Annotated in this window: 23 protein-coding genes and 1 pseudogene; 7 read left to right on the top strand and 17 right to left on the bottom strand. The window is 43.6% G+C overall.

What is annotated here, in order from left to right:
- Positions 1 to 185 precede the first annotated feature (185 nt).
- The 7 genes from OCU90_RS08660 (at position 186) to OCU90_RS08630 (ending at position 10,108) form a co-directional block, all read left to right on the top strand.
- Positions 186 to 1,286 carry a glycosyltransferase gene (locus OCU90_RS08660; RefSeq protein WP_061024134.1) on the top strand — a complete coding sequence of 367 codons (1,101 nt, stop codon included), beginning with the start codon at positions 186 to 188 and terminating at the stop codon, positions 1,284 to 1,286.
- Positions 1,283 to 2,470 carry a glycosyltransferase family 2 protein gene (locus OCU90_RS08655; RefSeq protein WP_099426149.1) on the top strand — a complete coding sequence of 396 codons (1,188 nt, stop codon included), beginning with the start codon at positions 1,283 to 1,285 and terminating at the stop codon, positions 2,468 to 2,470. Before OCU90_RS08660 ends, OCU90_RS08655 begins: the two co-directional genes overlap by 4 nt.
- Before the next feature lie 9 nt (positions 2,471 to 2,479).
- Positions 2,480 to 3,139, top strand: coding sequence for a sugar transferase (locus tag OCU90_RS08650; RefSeq protein WP_017077278.1), 660 nt, complete (start codon positions 2,480 to 2,482; stop codon positions 3,137 to 3,139).
- 216 nt (positions 3,140 to 3,355) lie between these two features.
- The gene (locus OCU90_RS08645; protein ID WP_004733811.1) at positions 3,356 to 4,234 is read left to right on the top strand and encodes a LysR family transcriptional regulator; all 879 of its coding nucleotides are present in this window, start codon (positions 3,356 to 3,358) and stop codon (positions 4,232 to 4,234) included.
- A gap of 99 nt (positions 4,235 to 4,333) precedes the next feature.
- Complete coding sequence (locus OCU90_RS08640; protein WP_061024130.1) at positions 4,334 to 5,467, top strand: efflux RND transporter periplasmic adaptor subunit; 1,134 nt, start codon at positions 4,334 to 4,336, stop codon at positions 5,465 to 5,467.
- A gap of 10 nt (positions 5,468 to 5,477) precedes the next feature.
- Positions 5,478 to 8,597 carry an efflux RND transporter permease subunit gene (locus tag OCU90_RS08635; RefSeq protein ID WP_206207879.1) on the top strand — a complete coding sequence of 1,040 codons (3,120 nt, stop codon included), beginning with the start codon at positions 5,478 to 5,480 and terminating at the stop codon, positions 8,595 to 8,597.
- A gap of 2 nt (positions 8,598 to 8,599) precedes the next feature.
- Positions 8,600 to 10,108 carry an efflux transporter outer membrane subunit gene (locus OCU90_RS08630; RefSeq protein ID WP_061024126.1) on the top strand — a complete coding sequence of 503 codons (1,509 nt, stop codon included), beginning with the start codon at positions 8,600 to 8,602 and terminating at the stop codon, positions 10,106 to 10,108.
- 117 nt (positions 10,109 to 10,225) lie between these two features.
- Here OCU90_RS08630 and OCU90_RS08625 read toward each other — a convergent pair whose 3' ends face one another.
- From OCU90_RS08625 to OCU90_RS08535, 17 genes and pseudogenes are all read right to left on the bottom strand, one after another.
- On the bottom strand, positions 10,226 to 10,441 hold the full coding sequence (locus tag OCU90_RS08625) for a DUF6434 domain-containing protein (RefSeq protein ID WP_061024124.1): 216 nt from the start codon (positions 10,439 to 10,441) through the stop codon (positions 10,226 to 10,228).
- Positions 10,442 to 10,475: 34 nt separating this feature from the next.
- Complete coding sequence (locus OCU90_RS08620) at positions 10,476 to 10,808, bottom strand: YnfA family protein (RefSeq protein WP_004733816.1); 333 nt, start codon at positions 10,806 to 10,808, stop codon at positions 10,476 to 10,478.
- Positions 10,809 to 10,879: 71 nt separating this feature from the next.
- Positions 10,880 to 11,176: a hypothetical protein gene (locus tag OCU90_RS08615; RefSeq protein ID WP_017077832.1), complete on the bottom strand. Its 297-nt coding sequence runs from the start codon at positions 11,174 to 11,176 to the stop codon at positions 10,880 to 10,882.
- A gap of 104 nt (positions 11,177 to 11,280) precedes the next feature.
- The gene (locus tag OCU90_RS08610; RefSeq protein ID WP_061024120.1) at positions 11,281 to 11,730 is read right to left on the bottom strand and encodes a DUF3291 domain-containing protein; all 450 of its coding nucleotides are present in this window, start codon (positions 11,728 to 11,730) and stop codon (positions 11,281 to 11,283) included.
- Between the two features lie 92 nt (positions 11,731 to 11,822).
- Positions 11,823 to 12,281 (bottom strand): GNAT family N-acetyltransferase, encoded by a 459-nt coding sequence (locus OCU90_RS08605; protein WP_061024118.1) that lies wholly within the window; start codon positions 12,279 to 12,281, stop codon positions 11,823 to 11,825.
- Positions 12,282 to 12,371: 90 nt separating this feature from the next.
- Positions 12,372 to 12,653 (bottom strand): hypothetical protein, encoded by a 282-nt coding sequence (locus tag OCU90_RS08600; RefSeq protein WP_061024115.1) that lies wholly within the window; start codon positions 12,651 to 12,653, stop codon positions 12,372 to 12,374.
- A gap of 59 nt (positions 12,654 to 12,712) precedes the next feature.
- A complete protein-coding gene (locus OCU90_RS08595; protein ID WP_061024113.1) occupies positions 12,713 to 13,045 on the bottom strand; it encodes a hypothetical protein in 333 nt (110 codons plus the stop codon).
- Positions 13,046 to 13,219: 174 nt separating this feature from the next.
- Positions 13,220 to 13,624 carry a DUF1801 domain-containing protein gene (locus tag OCU90_RS08590; protein WP_061024111.1) on the bottom strand — a complete coding sequence of 135 codons (405 nt, stop codon included), beginning with the start codon at positions 13,622 to 13,624 and terminating at the stop codon, positions 13,220 to 13,222.
- A gap of 70 nt (positions 13,625 to 13,694) precedes the next feature.
- Positions 13,695 to 14,174 (bottom strand): AAA family ATPase, encoded by a 480-nt coding sequence (locus OCU90_RS08585; protein WP_061024110.1) that lies wholly within the window; start codon positions 14,172 to 14,174, stop codon positions 13,695 to 13,697.
- 112 nt (positions 14,175 to 14,286) lie between these two features.
- The gene (locus OCU90_RS08580; RefSeq protein ID WP_061024108.1) at positions 14,287 to 14,832 is read right to left on the bottom strand and encodes a GNAT family N-acetyltransferase; all 546 of its coding nucleotides are present in this window, start codon (positions 14,830 to 14,832) and stop codon (positions 14,287 to 14,289) included.
- Positions 14,829 to 15,026, bottom strand: coding sequence for a hypothetical protein (locus OCU90_RS08575; RefSeq protein ID WP_017087942.1), 198 nt, complete (start codon positions 15,024 to 15,026; stop codon positions 14,829 to 14,831). Before OCU90_RS08575 ends, OCU90_RS08580 begins: the two co-directional genes overlap by 4 nt.
- A 213-nt stretch (positions 15,027 to 15,239) precedes the next feature.
- Positions 15,240 to 15,644, bottom strand: a complete 405-nt coding sequence (locus OCU90_RS08565) for an NUDIX domain-containing protein (protein ID WP_054543306.1) — start codon at positions 15,642 to 15,644, stop codon at positions 15,240 to 15,242.
- Between the two features lie 120 nt (positions 15,645 to 15,764).
- On the bottom strand, positions 15,765 to 16,181 hold the full coding sequence (locus tag OCU90_RS08560) for a GFA family protein (protein WP_061024107.1): 417 nt from the start codon (positions 16,179 to 16,181) through the stop codon (positions 15,765 to 15,767).
- Between the two features lie 132 nt (positions 16,182 to 16,313).
- Positions 16,314 to 17,126: a class I SAM-dependent methyltransferase gene (locus OCU90_RS08550; RefSeq protein ID WP_061024106.1), complete on the bottom strand. Its 813-nt coding sequence runs from the start codon at positions 17,124 to 17,126 to the stop codon at positions 16,314 to 16,316.
- A 133-nt stretch (positions 17,127 to 17,259) separates the two neighbouring features.
- A complete protein-coding gene (locus OCU90_RS08545; protein WP_061024104.1) occupies positions 17,260 to 17,661 on the bottom strand; it encodes a hypothetical protein in 402 nt (133 codons plus the stop codon).
- A 148-nt stretch (positions 17,662 to 17,809) separates the two neighbouring features.
- Entirely contained in the window at positions 17,810 to 18,148 is a 339-nt protein-coding gene (locus OCU90_RS08540; protein WP_017083684.1) for a hypothetical protein, read from the bottom strand.
- Positions 18,149 to 18,300: 152 nt separating this feature from the next.
- Positions 18,301 to 18,647 (bottom strand): annotated as a pseudogene (locus OCU90_RS08535) (hypothetical protein).
- Positions 18,648 to 18,706 lie beyond the last annotated feature (59 nt).

The raw sequence follows: 18,706 nt of genomic DNA, 5'->3' as shown, positions 1-18,706 counted from the left end.
TTTGATTCCCATTTTGAGAAACGAAAACTGCCCTCGAACCACTCACTATAAGTCACTGAAATATAATGACTATTTAATTGGCACAACTCCTGCAATCTCCTTGTGTAGTCAAACGTTTTAAAGAAGTTACTTCAAGAGAAACGTCAGAAAAGCGAAACAAGAATTATAAAGGCAGGGTCCAAATTATGAATAACCAGATAACAAAGCATGGCAAGAAGATCATACACGTTGTTCAACACCTTGCCCCAGGCGGATTAGAAACCCTAACGTTAGATTTGCTGCGCCTTGCCAAACCAACAGACCAAGTGTTGATCGTCAGTTTAGAAGGCACGAAAGCAGAATCCATCGCAAACTGGCCGAAGCTGAAGCCTTACCACAACCAAATCGTGTTTTTAGATAAAGAGCCCGGTGTTCAATTCAACATCATCATAAAACTCATCAAAGCATTTAGAGGAATTCGCCCTGATGTTGTTCATACCCATCACATAGGCCCACTGCTCTACGCGGGTTACGCTGCCCGTGTATCAGGGGTTCCTACTCGAATTCATACCGAGCATGATGCTTGGCATTTGAAAAATAACAAACGTCGTCGCTTACAAGCATTAGCACTTAAAGCCGCTCAGCCAACTTTGGTGGCCGATGCAACCCGTGTTTACAACCAACTGCGCTCTGCCTTTTCATACAACAACATCATCACGATTAAAAACGGTGTGGATTGCGAGAAGTTCAAACCGATGTCAAAAGCAGACGCGAGAGCAACACTCGATCTACCAACCGATAAACACATCGTAGGTTGTGCGGGACGTTTAGAACACGTGAAAGGTCAAGACCAACTGATTAAAGCGCTTAGCTTACTTCCTACTAACACCGTTGTCGCATTGGCTGGTGATGGTTCAAAACGCAAGCAACTGGAACAACTCACTGACCGCTTGAATTTGAGCGACCGTGTGATCTTTCTTGGCCTAATTGAAGACATGACTTCTTTTTACGGCGCGTTAGACACCTTCTGTCTACCTTCTCGTCATGAGGGGCTGCCACTTTCTACACTAGAAGCTCAGGCGTGCAACATCCCTACCGTCGCGATGAATGTAGGGGCTGTCGATGAAACCTTATGTCCAGTCAGCGGCGCCCTCGTCAAAAGCGGCAGCATTGTGGGGTTAGCTAGTGCGCTATTAGAAAAGCAAAATGAACGCTTTTTGTCACCTCGTCGTTACGTACTCGAAAACTTCGACATTGTAAAAATGGTTGCCTCTTACAACGATATCTCAAAAGGAGTTTGCGCATGATCGACTGGTTGCTTGCAGGACTTTGCTTATTCTCTGGTGCGCTGATTGTCTACCATCACGCTGCCTATCCACTGTTACTGCGTTGGTATGCGAAAAGTCACCCGGCGCGTCAGATTGAAGAGAGCCATCGTTGTTATAAAGACGAACAACAAGATTGCACACTACCCACCATTACCATTCTTGTGCCAGCATTTAACGAAGAGCAGTGGATCGCCGATAAAGTTCGTAACCTTGCTTCATTAGATTACCCAAAAAAGAAGCTACAAGTCATTATTGTTTGTGATGGCTGCACTGATAACACGGTAGAAATCGCCGAAATGACGATTCAAGAAGCGATGTGCAGCGATATCTATTTCGAGATACATGACCACAAGACCAACCGAGGGAAAGTTGCGGTTATCAATGAAGAAGTGACCAATATAAAAAGCGATATCACGGCACTAAGTGATGTATCAGCCCTTATTTCATTGGATGCATTGCTTATTGCAGCCGCTCATTTTGAAAGTGACAAGGTTGGTGTGGTGAACGCGACGTATCAGCTTTGCCCAACAGGCAACGAAGGCGAAAACACTTACTGGCAGTACCAAACCGCCGTTAAAGAGTCAGAGGCTTCATTAGGTTCTAGCTTAGGTTCTCATGGCGCTTTCTACTTGTTTAGAACACACCTGTTTGAACTGCTTCCACTCAACACTATTAATGATGATTTCATCTTACCGATGCAAATCGTTAAACAAGGTTACATCGCAGAATACGAAACACAAATGGTGGCACTGGAGCTAGAAGAATCGAACCTAGAAACAGACTTCAAAAGAAGACTTCGTATTTCAGCGGGCAACATGCAACAAGCGATTCGATTGTTTGGCTTGTTCAGCCCCAAGTTCAAAGGCATCGCGTTTGCGTTCTTCTCCGGAAAAGGGCTTCGCCTACTCACTCCATATTTAATGATTGTGTGCTTAGTGTGCTCAATCTTACTTAACAACTACTTGGTATTTGAAGCACTGTTATGGGCTCAAGTTGCCGTTTATACCATTGGCGTACTTGGCTGCATCTTGCCAAAGCGTCTAGTAAACAAACCTATTTCATTAATCTCTTATTTGATAGTTGGACACTATGCCAACTTCATTGGTGGTATTCGTTACCTAATCGGACTAGAAAACTCACCTTGGACACGAGCGAATCATTAAGGACTTATTATGATGAACATTGAACAGCTATCTACTCAAAACTTATACCAATACAAAATCTCACGAGCTAAACGTACGTTCGATTTCGTAAGCTCACTAATTGCTTTGATTTTGCTAGCGCCAGTATTTCCATTGATTGCGATGGCGATAGCACTGACATCTCGCGGCCCTATTTTCTACCGCCAATTGCGTGTTGGTAAATCTACACCAGAGAAAATGGCAATCTTTGAAATCATGAAGTTCCGTAGCATGTACGAAGATGCAGAAACGCGTTCTGGCGCAGTTTGGGCTACAGCGAATGACCCACGAATCACACCCGTTGGCCGCTTTTTGAGAAAGACACGTCTTGATGAGCTCCCACAGCTGTTCAATGTATTGAAAGGTGAAATGTCTCTAATTGGTCCACGCCCTGAACGCCCTACTTTTTACACCAAACTAGAGAACGAAATCCCTTACTTTGCTGACCGTACATACGGCGTAATGCCGGGTATTACGGGGCTTGCACAAGTAAATCAAGGTTATGATACCTGTATTGATGATGTACGTCGTAAAGTGGGCTTTGACCATAGTTACGCATTAAGCCTATGTTCTGTGAAGTCTTGGATTGCCGCTGATCTCAGCATCATTTCTAAAACTATCATTGTGATGGTGGACGGTCGAGGTCGTTAAACTGATATGGTGTGAGGCGAAAGAACAAGCTGTCTAGTCCAAGGTGAAAAATAGAGCAGTCTGTCCCATGCGAACACAAAGCCAGCTTTGATAATGATTTGTCAGCTGGCTTTTTACTGTCTTAAAACAAGCCAAACCCAAGAACGCTTCGATTTTAAAATCCAATTGGTATACGATGCCAACATACTGTTCTAAAAACGATTAAATGCCGTTGTTATGAAAATCGCAGATCTTAAGCTGTTTACCACCGTTGTCGAACTGGGTAGTTTTACTGCCGCAGCCAATGCACTTGACCTTCCCCGAGCTAACGTTAGCCGCAGAATTAACGACCTTGAGAAGTCTCTCGGCATTCAACTGTTCTTTAGAACCACACGAAGCCTCTCCTTAACCAAATCTGGCGAGCTCTATTACAAAGAACTACTCAATGCATTGAGTGCGCTCGACAAAGCGAACCATGTCGCTTCCAACCTTTCAGAGGTTGCACACGGGCAAATTAAGATTGGTCTATTGCCTGAAACCAGCGACATCATGCAGTCGACTCTGTTTAAATTCCAAGATATGTACCCTAAGGTTGAGCTTGATATTCGCAACATTAGTAACGCCTTTGTCGACATGTACCGTCAAGGATTAGACCTCGCTATGCATGGTGGGACGTTGAGCGACGCTAACGTGGTTGCTCGTAAAGTGATGGTTCTCCAGCGTATTTTTGTCGCAAGCCCTGAATTTCTAGAGAAACAAGGCAAGCCCTCAAACCTAAGAGAGCTCTCCAATTACCCATTTGTTTGCTTCAGGTGGCCAAGTGGCGACATCGATAAACAATGGGACATCAAAGATCACACCATCAAAGTTGAACCTTCGGTCGTTAGCGACAGCATTGGGTTCGTGAAAGGCGGTGTAATTCGACATAGAGGCATCGCGTTGTTACCAGAACTCTTGGTACGACAGCAACTCAAAGACGGCACCTTGATTAACCTGTTCCCCGACGAGAATCTTCAAGAAGAAGAAGCATGGCTGCTCTATCCTCAGCGTAAAGCGTTAAGCCATTCAGCACAGCTTTTGATTGATTTTTTATTACAAGAGCTTCCGAAACTTTAGTTATTGTAACGAATATTGTGACAGTGTTTCACGTGAAGACTAGATTATCTAAACAAGACTGAAAGATAGAATTACTCCATAAATTGACAGGAGTAATCCATGAAGCCTATATCTCAACATTCATCTGTTTTGCAGCGTTCGTCTATCTTTCAGCAGACACCTATCTTCAAATACACAGTCATGGCACTAAGCCTAACCGCTCTGTTTGGCTGTAATGACTCTGAGGCGACGATAGCTCAAAAACAAACGCGCCCGATTCAAGTTATCCAACTTGAACCTCTCTCTCATCAAGTTGAAAAATCGTTCACAGGCAAATTGCAGTCATCAGAAACCGCTGGCGTTGCGTTTCGTGTACCTGGCACTATTCAAAAAATGATGGTCTCGGTTGGTGATTCAGTTAAGAAAGGCCAACCACTTGCGCAGTTAGACCCTCATGATTATCAAGTCGCGTTAGAAGAGTTACAAGCACGAGCACTCGAAGCGAAATCTGCACACAAATTAGCGAAATCCGAACTTGTACGAGTAAAACAAGCCATCGCTGATAATGCGATTGCCGATGTTAATCTAGACCGTGCAATCAGCGGTTATGAACGAAGTGAAGCGGCGGTTAAAGTCGTAGAACAGAACATACGCCGTGCGAAAGATTCGATTCGTTATACCAAGTTACTCGCACCCTTCGACGGCGTTGTAGCGGCATCGAATTTCGAACAGTTTGAACAAGTTCTGCCGGGCATTTCGGTTTTCACCATCCACAACCCAGATCAGCTTGAAGTTAAAATCCAAGTCCCAGAAAACTTGATTCATGAGTTCCAACCGAATCAAACCGCTGTTATCAATTGGTATGGTTCAGAGGAAAAGCTGATTGGGTACGCCGCTGAAATTGCCACGTCACCTCATCTTATCAAGCAAACCTACGCGGTTACCTACCATGTAGAGACAACCAACAAGTCAGTGTTGCCAGGAAAAGCCGTCACACTGACAACTCAACTTGGCGAAGCTAGCAACAATTTCTGTTTACCGTATTCAGCGTTGGTGAATCAATCTGGCATCGAGCAAGTGTTCACAGTTAAGAACGAGCAAGCTAATGGTGTAACCGTGGACGTGGTTTCGATGTCCCAAAATACCGTATGTGTTGAATCAACGCTCAACGATGGCGATTTCGTCGTGGTGAGTGGTGCTCAGTACGTCATGGAAGGCCAACACTTCTCCGATATTCAAGTTAAGAGTCTGTAGGTAAATCATGATGAATCTAGCTGATTTTGCGATCAAACAACGCACCTTCATCCTGTTTTTCACTGCATTGAGTGTTATCGCAGGCCTGTTTTCTTACTTTGATCTTGGCAAGCTCGAAGATCCAAGCTTCACCATCAAAACGGCCGTCGTGGTAACGTTCTATCCCGGTGCTTCTGCGGAAGAAGTGGAACAGCAAGTCACGGATACCGTTGAAACTAAACTGCAAGAGATGGGGTCATTGAACCGACTTCGTTCACTGTCTCGGCCTGGCATGTCGATGGTGTTTGTCGATCTCAAAGAATCTCTTAATTCAAAGGCACTTCCTCAAGAGTGGGACTTATTGCGCCGCAAAGTATCTGACATGAAGCTGTTACTGCCTTCGACTGCACAGATCAGTGTCGTACAAGACGAGTTTTCTGAAGTCTACGGCATGCTTTTCTCTATCCACAGTAAAGATGCATCGCCTGCTGAGCTAAGACGTTACGCAGAAGAGTTGCAACGTCGAATTAAAACCGTCGATGGTATTAAGAAGATCGAATTACACGGCGTTCAACCACGCGTTGTTCATATCGACATCCCAGATGAAAGGTTAGCGCAATACGGCCTATCTATCACACAAGTTTGGTCGCAGCTGAATACGCAAAACATGGCCTTCGATGCCGGTAAGTTTTCAGCAGGAACTGAACGAATCCGAGTTCAACAGTCGAGTGAGTTTGGTTCATTAGACGACATCAAAAACCTGATGATCAAAGGCGGCGTGAGTGAATTAGGAACCAGCTTAATCCGCTTAGGCGATATTGCAGACGTCACAATGGGCTACCAAGAGCCAATGATGACAGAGAACCGCTACAACGGCGTACCTGCAGTCACATTAGCGATGAGCCCAGTCACCGGCGTCAACGTGGTATCACTTGGTGATGAAATCAATCAAATCGTCAGCGATTTTCAAGCAACCCTGCCGTTAGGTGTTGATATCGCGACAGTTGCTAACCAGCCGGAAGAAGTTCAGAAATCGATCGACAACTTCGTGAGTAACTTGCTAGAGAGTGTCGCGATTGTATTCATCGTCCTGTCTATATTCATGGGGCTAAAAAGCGCAACCATTGTCGGCTCAAGCTTACTGCTGACTATCTTGCTGACGCTTATCTACATGAACATCGCGTCAATCGATTTACACCGAGTTTCGCTAGGTACCTTCATTCTTGCGCTCGGCATGTTGGTGGATAACGCCATTGTCATCACCGATATGATGATTGTGAAAATCAACAAAGGCATCGACCGAACCAAAGCCGCAATTGATTCTGTTAAAGAGACCGCTACACCACTCTTTGGCGCGACAGTCATTGCTATCATGGGTGCGAGCCCTGTTATCTTTTCAAAAACCGATGCCGCTGAGTTCGCAAGCTCAGTATTCCTAATTATCGCCTCTTCACTGTTGTTGTCATGGTTTGTCGCAATGACCTTCACAGCTTTGATGTGTTGGTTCTTCATCAAGCCAACTAAGCAAGCTGACAACACCAAAGTGAGCTTATACCGTAAGAGCGTAAACTGGACGGTAGATAACCCACTCAAAGCACTTACGGGGCTTATTCCGCTGATCTTGGTTACTGCATTAGCTATCCCGAATATTGCCGTTAACTTTATTCCACAAGCCGACAGACCCATTCTGTTCTTAGATTACTGGCTGCCCAATGGCGCCAAGGTTGAACAGACCTCAGAAGACATGAAGCGTATCGAACAATGGTTGTTAGAGCAGCCGGAAGTCGAGAGTATTTCAACGTACATTGGTGCTGGCGCTCCTCGTTTCTCAGTGACCATTGAGCCAGAACCGTTTGATTCTGCTTACGGTCAGATCTTGATTAACGCGACCGATTTCCCGTCACTCAGCCCGCTGATTGCGCGTGGCGACAAATGGTTAATGCAAGAGTTTCCAAACGCCGATCCTCGCTTTAGAAGCTTAAAGCTTGCGACTTCGGATAAATTCAGTGTTGAAGCGCGTTTTTCAGGCCCAGATATCGAGGTACTGCACGGCTTATCTGAACAAGCGAAAGCTATCTTTGCTCGACACCCAGACACCAAGTACGTGCGTGACGACTGGCGTCAAAAGAGCAAAATGCTAGAACCTGTCATCAACCAAGACAAGATGCGTCTTGCGGGTATTAACCGTGCCGACATTGCATTCGCGATGAAACGCGCGTCAGAAGGCATGCCGCTGGGTCGTATGAACTTAAACGACGAACTGGTGACGATTCAACTGCGTGGTACAGAAAGCTCTATTCAATCGCTAGAAACTTTGCCGGTACGTTCTTTATTGGGCATCCACAGCGTTCCACTAGGTCAAGTCATTGACGGGTTTGAGCTTACAAGCGAAGAGACCATGATTTGGCGTCGTGACCGAGTAAAAACCATCACAGCACAAGCGGGCGTTGGTCGCTACACCACACCTGCAGCAGTGAGAGGCTCAGTTAAAGAACAAATAGAATCCATTCACCTTCCACACGGTTACCACTTGGAATGGGGTGGCGAATATTACGACGAGCATAAAGCGGTCAGCGATATTCTTAAACAGCTACCTAAAGCGATGTTGTTGATGGTGATCATCCTAGTTGCGATGTTTAACGGCTTCAAACAGCCAGTGATCATCTTCACCACCCTACCGCTTGCGGCGACGGGTGCAACGTTCAGCTTGTTGCTGTTGGATAAACCGTTCGGCTTCATGGCGTTGATTGGCGCGGTAACGTTGACAGGTATGATCATCAAGAACGGCATCGTGTTGATGGACCAGATCGAGCTTGAACGTAAAGACGGTCGCTCACTGTCAGACGCAATTAAAGAAGCAACCGTGAACCGTACTATGGCGATCTCAATGGGCGCACTCACCACAGCACTTGGCATGATCCCGTTGCTCAGTGACCTACTGTTTGACCAGATGGCGGCAACCATTATCGGTGGCTTGGCTGCGGCAACCGTGTTGTCTCTGTTTGTAATGCCTGCGCTGTACAAGCTCTTCTATCGAACTGAAGAAAAAAAGACAGTGGCTGAAGCCATTAAAGATGCTGTAGTTGTACTCGATGCGACGCCTCAAACTACAAACATCGGTACTCCAACCTCATTCAACAAGGAGCAATAAACATGTACCCATTAACTAAGTTTAAAGTGGCTCCTATTGCTCTTGCCTTGTTGCTAACAGGTTGTGCGGTTGGCCCTGATTACGATGAACCGCAAACGACTATGGCTGAGACCTTCTTATATAGCCAAGGTGATGTGAACCAAGACGGAGTGAGCCAAATCGAACAGCACAATCATTGGTGGACGCAGTTTAATGATCCAACGCTCAATCAGTTAGTGGCCGATGTTCAAAGCCAGAACATCCCACTTAAACTGGCCGCCGAGCGAATCAACATGGCGAACTCATACAAAAGCGTTGTTGAATCATTCAAAGTCCCGACCATCAATGTCGGCGGTGGTTATTACAATTACCAACTGAGTGAGAACGACTCCCTACTCGGCCCGGTATTTGGCGCCTCTGATGCGGTTGAATCAGCGACGGGCATGTCGTTGCTGGAAGCGCAACACGATGGCGGGTTCTTAGGTGCAAGCGTCGCATGGGAAATGGACTTGTTTGGACGTATCGATAAGCAATCCAACGCGGCGACAATTCGAGTGGAACAAGCCGAGATATTCCAATCGGGTTTGAATACCTTGATCACTGCCGATGTCATTCACAACTACCTGCAATATCGTGGCGCTCAAGAGCGAAAAGCGATCGCACTAGAGAAAATTTCCGACCAAAAGCAGACTTTAGAACTGGTCACCAAAGTTGTTCGTAGCGGCTATGGCTCGGAGTTAGATCTTGCTCAAGCCAAAGCCATGCTTGCCGCGACAGAATCCATTGTTCCTCAACTTGAAATCGCAGAGCAAGTACACAAACAACGTATGGCAGTGTTGTTAGGTGAATCACTTACGAGCGTGAACCAACGTTTAGCGAATGAATTTACCTTACCGCGTATGAACGATGTTATTCCGACAGGCTTGCCTTCTGACTTGTTAGAACAACGCCCAGACATCCGCATTGCAGAACGAGAAATGGCAGCCATTAACGAAGAACTCGGCGCAAGCATTGCCAATCGCTATCCAAAATTCTTCCTAACGGGTACGCCAGGAGTGACAGCCGGAAGTTTTGATGATCTGTTCAGTAGCGACTCATTCGGTTGGGCGGCATCTGCAGGCATAAGTTGGAATGTATTCGATGGTGGTCGAGGCGAAGCCATGGCGGAAATGAACGAAGCAAGGTTCCGTTCTGCAGCGCTTAACTACCAACACTCGGTAGACAGCGCCTTTGCAGAAGTCGATTCAAGCTTGTTTGCCTATGGCCGTAGCCAAGAAAACCAAAAGCGCATCGATGAAGCTACCCTTGCCGTCGATAACGCGGTGAACAAAGCAAAGTCGCTATACAAAGCAGGCCTAGTCGATTACTTATCGGTGTTAGACGCACAAAGACAACAAAAAGCGATGCAAGATCGCCAAGTAGCCGCCAAGCTTCAAACCGCCAACACCACGATTGCCGTGTATAAAGCCTTAGGTGGCGATTGGAAAGTCGCAAACGAAACGCAGAGTGTTGAATTAGCCCACGTTAACTAGGCTCTCTGTTCTCAGCTGAACGATGCAATAAGCATAATAAAAAATACCGCCGTTGATTACGGCGGTATTTTTATGAACTCGTTAACTGGCTAATAAGTTGACCAACAAGATAATCCGTTACTTTGTATCGTTACGCTTCGCCCACTCTTGCAAGGCATCACCCATAGTCAACCCTGTCGCATTGTTCATCCACTGCATAAAATCACGGTCAAATTTAAACTCTTCGCCAAGCTTGGACTTAAAATATCGACGCACGTTCTGAGTCGTTTTGTAGCTGTCCGTTATGACGGTACTGTCATCAATCTGATTCTTGTGCCAATCAACCTTTTCCATGGTTTATTCTCTTCCTATAATCTCAATGCATGCACTACGCGTTTCGAGGGCCAAACATTATAATCGCCATACCGAGTAGTGCTACTGAGCCACCGACCAGATCCCACGTTGTCGGCTTTTCGCCATCAACAAGCCACAGCCATATCAGGGCAACAGAAATATACACACCGCCATAGGCCGCATAAACACGCCCTGTCGCTGTAGGATGAAGCGTCAATAACCAAGCAAACAACGCCAGGCTGATCGCAGCTGGAATCAATAACCAAATACTCTTGTCTTCTCTCAACCAAAGATAAGGTAGATAACACCCTACTATCTCGGCGACCGCCGTAAGTACAAAAAGACCGACCGTTTTAAATTCAATCACAACTTACCTTTATCTGTTTAAATGCAGGATACCCTCTGGCGTCTAGGGCCGACAAACGCAATAACCAGTGACTAGGAATTAGACGCATCGTTGCTGTCTGTATCTACGGTTTTGATCAGAGGACCAGCGCACTCGACAAAATCACCGATATCGAAAGTATCTGGCGCATCGGCTCCGCCCGTCACACCAAAACTGCCTTTGACCGTTGGATCCTTCTCAGTCTTATCTACGTCTAAAATGATCTCTACTTTATACGTGTGACCATCAGGAAGGAGTTTGGCACACTCTTCCAGTGTTGAAGCGCTAGCACTCATGCTGAAACCGAATAAACACACCGCAAGTACACTACTTTTCATTTTCAACATCATAAAACCTCTCGAAGACTATAGAAACATCATACCAATAATCGACTCATCTTCACGGGAATTGCCATAAAACGTCTAAAAAACATAACGTTGGTTATCTATGAACGCTATTTTGGCGCTTCTGACTCCGTAAAGTTGGTTTTAAAAGTGAAGGCATACGGCGTATCACCGATTTCTCTGAGGTGTTCAAGTCGCTCTATCGCTTCTTCGAGTGTCGGAATATCGTCTTCTTCGATCCACCAAAGCACATAAGTATCTTCAGGTAAACGATGAAACCAATCCCCCTTTCGACGCATGAAATCACGGTGATGTGTGCGGAACATGAAGTTCTTTAACGAATCCACAGAGTCCCACACCGACATGTTCACAATCATATTAGGATCATCGAAAGCTTGGATATTGGTGGCGTCACCAGATTCATCTTTCAGACGCCAAACAAACCCTTCACTGCTTTCTGCGATTCCATTAACCAACTCTAAGTTATCGACAAACTCTTTGATTTCTGGCGCATCTAACGGGTATTTCGCCAGAGCGATATTTAACTGAGCTAATTTCATAATGTTTCTTCCTTGATAAATTATGAGTAAAACACTTCGGATACACTTAACCTTCTAAGCCCCACTTTTATAACGAATCAAAATACTCACGCCTAGAAGTAATCTGGTATTCGTCCATCAAACTCAGAAGAGTCGTTCGAAATATACATACAATCAGAACCTACTATGCTCACAAAGCCAAGCCTAATATAAAATTGATGCTCAATGTCGCTGTGTAGGTATAAAGCCTTACAATTATGACGAGTGAATAACTCCGTTTTTACCAAGTTGATCAACTCAGACGCATAACCTTGGTGTCGTAATTCTTGAGGTGTAGCCACAGAGCCAATACCGAAACATCCTTTTGCAAGGCCAAACATGTCACGGTAAACGATAAGAGACGACACGACTCTATCCTTCTCGACTAACACATACCAAGTGCCAGACAAGTACTTTTCACTGTTACGACAACCTGCTAAGTAATCGTCTAACGTCAAGCCATCACCCCAAACATCGAAGCCCATTGTATAAATGGAATCTAACTCGTGAAGCTGTGCTTTTCTTAAGTGCATTACTCTAAATATCCTGAATCAACTAACCCGTGTAATACCACATTACCGAGACAACGACAGCCACTCATAAACTTACAGATACGAGGCAAACTAAAGAACCGTCACGCCTTCAACTTCAATCACTGAGTTAACATTAGCGCGTTCGATTATCTTGAGCAGCGTCGTTTGGATTAGCTCATTATCTCGGATTTCGGTTTCGCAAGAAAAACGCTCTTCTTGGACACCATCGCTCTCACCCAGCATAAATTGAACTGCGACTTCCGTTGCGAGATCTTTGGTCGTCCCGTAATACGCTAACGTGATTTTTGGGTATCCGTTATCGCCTTTTTTAACCTGCTTCGCGATACGTTTTTTAGCTTTATCTAAATTCATACAACTTCCTTTTAAGGCTGAAACTAAAATGAACAAACGTCTGATATTTCTTAGCTTTACTATAAAGCATTACCACATTCACTACATGATTTAATGGATGACAATCCGCTTTTTCTTACGTTAGTTTTCCCACAAGAACCACAAAATTTCAAAGAGTGGACATTGTAAATAGACATTAAAGTAACAAGCGGAATCCAGACCAACAATTCTGGCCCATTACCACCTGAACAATAGATAAAACCAATCGCGAAGATACCAAACATAACAGACTCCAAAGTCCACAATGTTTGTTTGTACTTTGCATCTTTGATAATAAAAAACGTAAAAAATCCGATTAAACTACTGATAACCCCATAGACCGCAAATCCTATAAAGGCTTCTTGTTGATTCATAACTTTCCCTGTCCACATACCACTTTACGGTCTGAGCAACGCCACTAACCTAAACCATAAGACGTTAAACACTAACCTACATTAAACGAGAAGTGCCAAGCCTTGTAAATCAGTGGCAGGCGTACTTTTCAAATTCTAATCACATTCAGTTAAGCACATGACAACACGTAAGAATTACGCGCCAAGAAGCGGTAGATGTTTTCGTTGTTGATAAGTTAAGGCTAGCTCTAAGCACTGCTTAATCGGTGCCTTGGGAAGTGGTTCAGTTAGGTTCAATATGATTGCCCTATTACCCTGAAATGTCAGCGTACCATCGTGCAATTCTCTGAATGTGTCGACTAGCTTCGTTTGACAGTTAAAGAACAAGTAATAGTTGTTTGGTGACTTCAATTTCCAGTCGATTCGAATTGGGCTGCCCGTCTTAACGCTGTAACTCGGCTCGCCCCATTTCAGAGACTCTTCGACTTCACCTAGTTCCAAATCAGAGCAAAGCTCAAAGATTAATGAACGCAACTCTTCAAGCCGAGCTCGAACATCATCGGGATACTCGTCGAAATGTGTTTTGATTGTTTGGTCCATTCAACCTCCGATTCATTTGTTGTGATATTAAGGAGCTGCTAACTCAAACTATGTTTGGCTATATAGCTTGTTAAGTGTCCTGTTGAACCCAAACAACACTTTCATTTGAAGTTGGAACCTCAAACCAAGACCAAAACAGATCTAACATTTCAGGTGTCATTTCATAAGACTTGCCATTGAGTTCCGAGTTACGGCTGAATGCTCTCTGCTTACAAGTCTCAAACGGAACATCAAGGTAGTGAACTTCGCTGTCCATACCTAGGTTTGATGCCCAGCTTGTAAAAGAATCTCGGTCTGATTTACGCCAAAAACCAAAGTCAAAAATTACCGGAACACCCAAGGAAAACAGCTGTATTGCAGAGCCCTTGAATAACCCTTGTAGCGTAGCTAGCCGGCGGTCAAAAACTTCACGCTCCATATGCTCGCCATACAAAGGAATCATCCACTCATCAATCGAAAAACGAAACGCGCCATGCTTTTCTGCAAGCGCTTTCGAGTAAGTCGTCTTACCCGAACCGATAAAGCCACATACGAAATAGATTTTAGTCATGATTCCTCTTTAGCTCATAGGTAGAGTTGCCGTGTAAAAGCGCTGACACCAAGCTTAAGCACTAACATAAGCTTAGGATGCCAAGTGTCATAATTCATTCTTCAAAGCGTTCTTACCTGGAATTTCTTGTGCATAGTGTCATCATTGTTTCAGACACAAACTGTCCTTCTATAAGGTAACAATCTGGGACTTCTCCAATCACTTCGAAACCACATTTCAAATACAATTTTATTGCAGGAAGATTATTCGAGAGAACATTGAGATCTAACCAATCGATACTTGGGCTTTCGTTACAAAACTCAGTCACGCACTTAATCAGTTCTACACCCAACCCTTGCTTCCTTAGACTTGAATCAACACCCATGCCGAGAAGCACACGATGAAACTTATACTCTTCACCGTAATGACGTAGGTCTATATGACCAAACACTCGTTCCTTAGAGTCTTTGATTACCCAGAGCTTTCTCCAGCCATTTTCACCAAGGCTTGCCTCAAAACCATTTCGAAACTTATCTTTAAATTGTTCTGAAACTACACAATTCTCTTTAGAGATCGGTTGGAAAAGTGGAGAGTTATCATCCGCATTTTCAAGAAGCTGTGCTCCTATGTATTCGAAAAAGGATTCTAAATCCGACAGAACGGCTTCCGATATTCTCATGTAATCTCCTTCTTGCGCATGATTCTTTCTTTTAGAAGTGTACCAATACTGCTAACGACAAACGTAAAAGCAAACGCCACAAGTGGCTGATAGAAATCAAACGCACCATCCGTCATAAAAAAGTACTGATGAATGGCAACACCAAAACCAACACCTAATGCCAACTTGAGATTCTTGAAAATTCCTTGTTTCATGTTCATTCCCTCGCAGTAAAAATTTGGTGTATAGATATGAGCAGTGCCAACTAATTTGAACTTAATCCAATGAAAACTCTAGGTTTGGGCCGCCCCATTGATAATTCAATTTATCTGAATCTATACAACAAATAAGTAGGCCATAGTCTTCCTTTTCAAATGATCTAAGTCCCATATATCCCTCTTAGGTTATAGCGCTAAGAGGTTATAGCGTTAAGTTCGTTGCTGATGGTCACGCAACGCGTTTTTAATTTTTTTCATTGCTACGTAAGTTATTGGAGTGCACTTTTCTGGCAATTCGTCGAGGTTGAACCAACGCAACTCTCGACACAAGTTAGGTTCTGCGTTCTCTATTTTGCCAACCCAATCAAAACATAGGTAAAAGTAATGACGAATCGGCAAAGTAGGGTCAACCAATTCAGCCGCTAAATTCAATTCATTAGTGCTAACCGAAGTTTCCTCCAAAGCTTCGCGTTCTGCTGCGTCTAGAGGAGATTCACCGTCCTCTATGCGTCCAGAAGGAAAGCCCCAATACTGGTCAAACGCTTCAGTATTTTGGCGGAAGGCGAGCAATAACTGATTTCTAGAGACAAAGACAAGTTGAACTACATTTTTCATTTATATGAATCTTCCTTTGGAAAACAATACTCACGTTGACGGGGCTACAAACGCTTGCAATACTGTAAGCTAAACTGGCAAGCATTAGAGTCTCCCTTAAACTGGTTGCTGTGCCTATAGTTATACCTTGTCTGCAAAGTAGGCCATGATTTCTTCGGTGGTCATTTCCTTAGTTTCATTGGAAAAGCAATAGTAACCAGGTCGCATGTCACTAAAATATTGCATGTCCATTTCCAACCCTTCCAAATTTGGAAACAAGCCCACTGGCATATTGTACTCGCCTGTTTCTTTGAATTTATAAAATAAGTGGGTTCCACATTCTCTGCAGAAACCTCGTGAAGCCCAAGAAGAAGATTTGTACATCTTTACTTTATCTTCACCTTCCAGTTTCACTTGAGTACCACATTTCAAAGCAAAGAACGGAGCACCACCCCAAGTTCGACATGACTGACAATGGCAAACTGTAAACTTAGGATCGATGATTTTAGCTGTGACTATGACAGAACCACAAAGGCAATTAGCCTCAGAATAATACATTGAAAGAGCTCCTAGATTGATGAAACATACACGCTGCCCTATTGGTGAGCAACGCAATAACTAAGCCGCTAAAAGGAACCTTAATAACTAAGACCAATGCACAGTGAAAATGCCAAGCATTGAGAATCGGTTCTAGGCGCTTTTTCCTCTGCATTTTTTTGCAATAACTAAACCATGATTACTGCTACCAAGCAATGAAACCTCGGAGCATGTCGATAAATGATACTTAAACCATGATTGATACTGTTGCTCATTTAGTTGATTAACTTCCTGACCAATAAACCGAACGTACCCATCGGTTGCAATATGATTTTCGATACTAAATCCAGATTCAATTACCAAGCTTTCAATCTCTAAAGGCTTAGCAAAGTATCCCGTTCTAAAAAATGGATCTACATCGGGAGAAGAGACCAAGCCACTTTCATTCAATTCACTTAGAATATCAGGGGAAACTAAGCTACTGGACATTTTGGCAAGCAAACCCGCCACAAAGAAACGACTGATATACGCTATCGCAACTACACCATTTGGTTTCAATATTCGATTTGCCTCTTTTAAAACTGCTTCTCGGCCTGACTTCGATTGTATGTGATAAAGCGGCCCCAATACTAAAACAACGTCTTGAGTACCGTTTTCAATAAAACTCACGTTAGTTGCATTTGCTTCGTGAACAACCAAGTCTAAATTCTGGGTCTCAGCATTATATTTAAGTTGCTCGACTAATTCTGGAGCTAACTCCACTGCTGTCACATCCATACCTTGTCGAACATAATGAAGTGAATAGCGACCAGTAGCCGCACCAAGCTCCGTCAAACGACCTGCTGATTCGAGATAAGACCCCAAAACATTAATTGTTGTATCAAATTCAATACGCGTTATGTTTTGAGAAAGTAGACGCTTCTCTTCGTCAAATTTCGCGTAGTAATCCATATACTCTTCTTGCACGACTCACTCCTATCCAGTTCACACCAAATGAAGTAAATGACAACGTTACAAATACACTCAAACTTGCCACCTAAATCACTCAAGCTAAACCGTGTTAAAAATACCAAGTGTTGGTAGTCTACTTAAGCACTTATTATTCGAATGTTACCTTTAGTGCCGCAACTTGTTGCTCAAATAACCCATTGTCAGATTCAGAGGTAGACTTAGCTACATTTACCCATTGAACTCCTGTATCGTCAATATGACGAAACTCAATTTGTAATGCATATTTTGAACAATGAAGTAGACCAAATCCAAAGCCTACAAAAGTTAAGATAACAACTATGGCTTTAAGCCAAAGCGGGGTACTTTCAAGGCTTGGAACTGCTAGCCAAACTGCTCCAGAGAAGACAAATAGCCAAAATATTATTTGCCCCACATTGTCGAGCAAACCGAGTTTTTTAACTCTCACATCTTTAATTTTTGATAAAGGGTATGAATCTTTTTTGAAGCTAAACTCTTTTTGGCTTAGTCGAAAATCTGTTTCCTTGTACATTATTTACTCCATTCGTATGACGCCAAATTAAGGTATGAACGACGCTAGCACCTTACTTAGACCATAGTGCAATCGTCATTAAACTTACTGAAATGATGATGCCATGCGTTGTGAATCACTTTTAAAGTTCTTATTGTGGTTAGTTGACCTATGCGATCACGCAATAAGCTAAAGGGAATAAACTAGCGAGTAAAAAACGACCACCTAACCCGGTACTTTCAAGCTTAGTTACAACAGTATGTTTAGAAGAGTTATTTTCAATCAAACTACTTGCCGCTACACCCGCCACATTACTTGGATCGCTGTAACCTACTTTGTGCCCCGAAAAAGAGAAGATGCTGCCGAGCCCAATAAGTAGGAGCATTGAGTAAAAGGCGTAGTCACTCAAGAACTGGATTGCCAAAGAACCTGTCAACCGTTCGAACAAATAAACAAAACCAAGAGATAGAAAGTTTGACGTAACTACAAATGACATTAACTTGTTCATTATATTTATCTTTTCCTCATTGTTACAAAACGCAAAGCTAAGGTGTGATCAAGGAAATACTGAACCTTGAGTGGACAACCTTAAACACAAACGTAACGCAAAGCGAAAATGCTAAGTGTTAGCTGCTTGCTTTAGCAACTTTCGATCTGAATTTATACAGCGCACAGATAATTTAAAGGAGCCCAAGCTAATTCTTCCGAATTACCTAATTTATAACTCCAGATCCAGCCGTTTAATTCATGTTCCTTTACTAGAATGTCACCAACTATCAAACGGTGTTCCTTGGCAAAATAGTCCTCAAGTACGGTTACTTCACTGTTATTTACAGCTAATATGTGTTTTGGAACCTAGCCTTCTTTATTTTCTCCTCGGCAAAAAATCCAATTTGCCCAATCACCTTCTGGGTTGGATTCTTCTACAAACTGCAATTTTCACCTTTTACGATTCGAATAGGTAATTCTGGATCATCCTTATAATTTTTAACGACGTTGTATTCCATAGCTTATTTCTGCTCCATTTACATAACGTTAAGCTGTGAGTGAACGTGTGCCCAAATTG

Origin of the sequence: Vibrio splendidus (assembly GCF_024347615.1) — a bacterium.
GTDB lineage: Bacteria > Pseudomonadota > Gammaproteobacteria > Enterobacterales > Vibrionaceae > Vibrio > Vibrio splendidus.
This window is presented reverse-complemented; position numbering and strand designations above follow the sequence as displayed.

Bases quoted from the DNA above. Each gene is read 5' to 3' on its own strand.
- OCU90_RS08610 (WP_061024120.1), bottom strand. From the start codon at position 11,730: ATGAAATTAGCTCAGTTAAATATCGCTCTGGCGAAATACCCGTTAGAT.
- OCU90_RS08540 (WP_017083684.1), bottom strand. From the start codon at position 18,148: ATGAACAAGTTAATGTCATTTGTAGTTACGTCAAACTTTCTATCTCTT.
- OCU90_RS08650 (WP_017077278.1), top strand. From the start codon at position 2,480: ATGATGAACATTGAACAGCTATCTACTCAAAACTTATACCAATACAAA.
- OCU90_RS08580 (WP_061024108.1), bottom strand. From the start codon at position 14,832: ATGAGAATATCGGAAGCCGTTCTGTCGGATTTAGAATCCTTTTTCGAA.
- OCU90_RS08645 (WP_004733811.1), top strand. From the start codon at position 3,356: ATGAAAATCGCAGATCTTAAGCTGTTTACCACCGTTGTCGAACTGGGT.
- OCU90_RS08575 (WP_017087942.1), bottom strand. From the start codon at position 15,026: ATGAAACAAGGAATTTTCAAGAATCTCAAGTTGGCATTAGGTGTTGGT.
- OCU90_RS08615 (WP_017077832.1), bottom strand. From the start codon at position 11,176: ATGATGTTGAAAATGAAAAGTAGTGTACTTGCGGTGTGTTTATTCGGT.
- OCU90_RS08590 (WP_061024111.1), bottom strand. From the start codon at position 13,624: ATGGACCAAACAATCAAAACACATTTCGACGAGTATCCCGATGATGTT.
- OCU90_RS08605 (WP_061024118.1), bottom strand. From the start codon at position 12,281: ATGCACTTAAGAAAAGCACAGCTTCACGAGTTAGATTCCATTTATACA.
- OCU90_RS08545 (WP_061024104.1), bottom strand. From the start codon at position 17,661: ATGTACAAGGAAACAGATTTTCGACTAAGCCAAAAAGAGTTTAGCTTC.
- OCU90_RS08660 (WP_061024134.1), top strand. From the start codon at position 186: ATGAATAACCAGATAACAAAGCATGGCAAGAAGATCATACACGTTGTT.
- OCU90_RS08640 (WP_061024130.1), top strand. From the start codon at position 4,334: ATGAAGCCTATATCTCAACATTCATCTGTTTTGCAGCGTTCGTCTATC.
- OCU90_RS08600 (WP_061024115.1), bottom strand. From the start codon at position 12,653: ATGAATTTAGATAAAGCTAAAAAACGTATCGCGAAGCAGGTTAAAAAA.
- OCU90_RS08585 (WP_061024110.1), bottom strand. From the start codon at position 14,174: ATGACTAAAATCTATTTCGTATGTGGCTTTATCGGTTCGGGTAAGACG.
- OCU90_RS08595 (WP_061024113.1), bottom strand. From the start codon at position 13,045: ATGAATCAACAAGAAGCCTTTATAGGATTTGCGGTCTATGGGGTTATC.
- OCU90_RS08655 (WP_099426149.1), top strand. From the start codon at position 1,283: ATGATCGACTGGTTGCTTGCAGGACTTTGCTTATTCTCTGGTGCGCTG.
- OCU90_RS08625 (WP_061024124.1), bottom strand. From the start codon at position 10,441: ATGGAAAAGGTTGATTGGCACAAGAATCAGATTGATGACAGTACCGTC.
- OCU90_RS08560 (WP_061024107.1), bottom strand. From the start codon at position 16,181: ATGTATTATTCTGAGGCTAATTGCCTTTGTGGTTCTGTCATAGTCACA.
- OCU90_RS08630 (WP_061024126.1), top strand. From the start codon at position 8,600: ATGTACCCATTAACTAAGTTTAAAGTGGCTCCTATTGCTCTTGCCTTG.
- OCU90_RS08635 (WP_206207879.1), top strand. From the start codon at position 5,478: ATGAATCTAGCTGATTTTGCGATCAAACAACGCACCTTCATCCTGTTT.
- OCU90_RS08565 (WP_054543306.1), bottom strand. From the start codon at position 15,644: ATGAAAAATGTAGTTCAACTTGTCTTTGTCTCTAGAAATCAGTTATTG.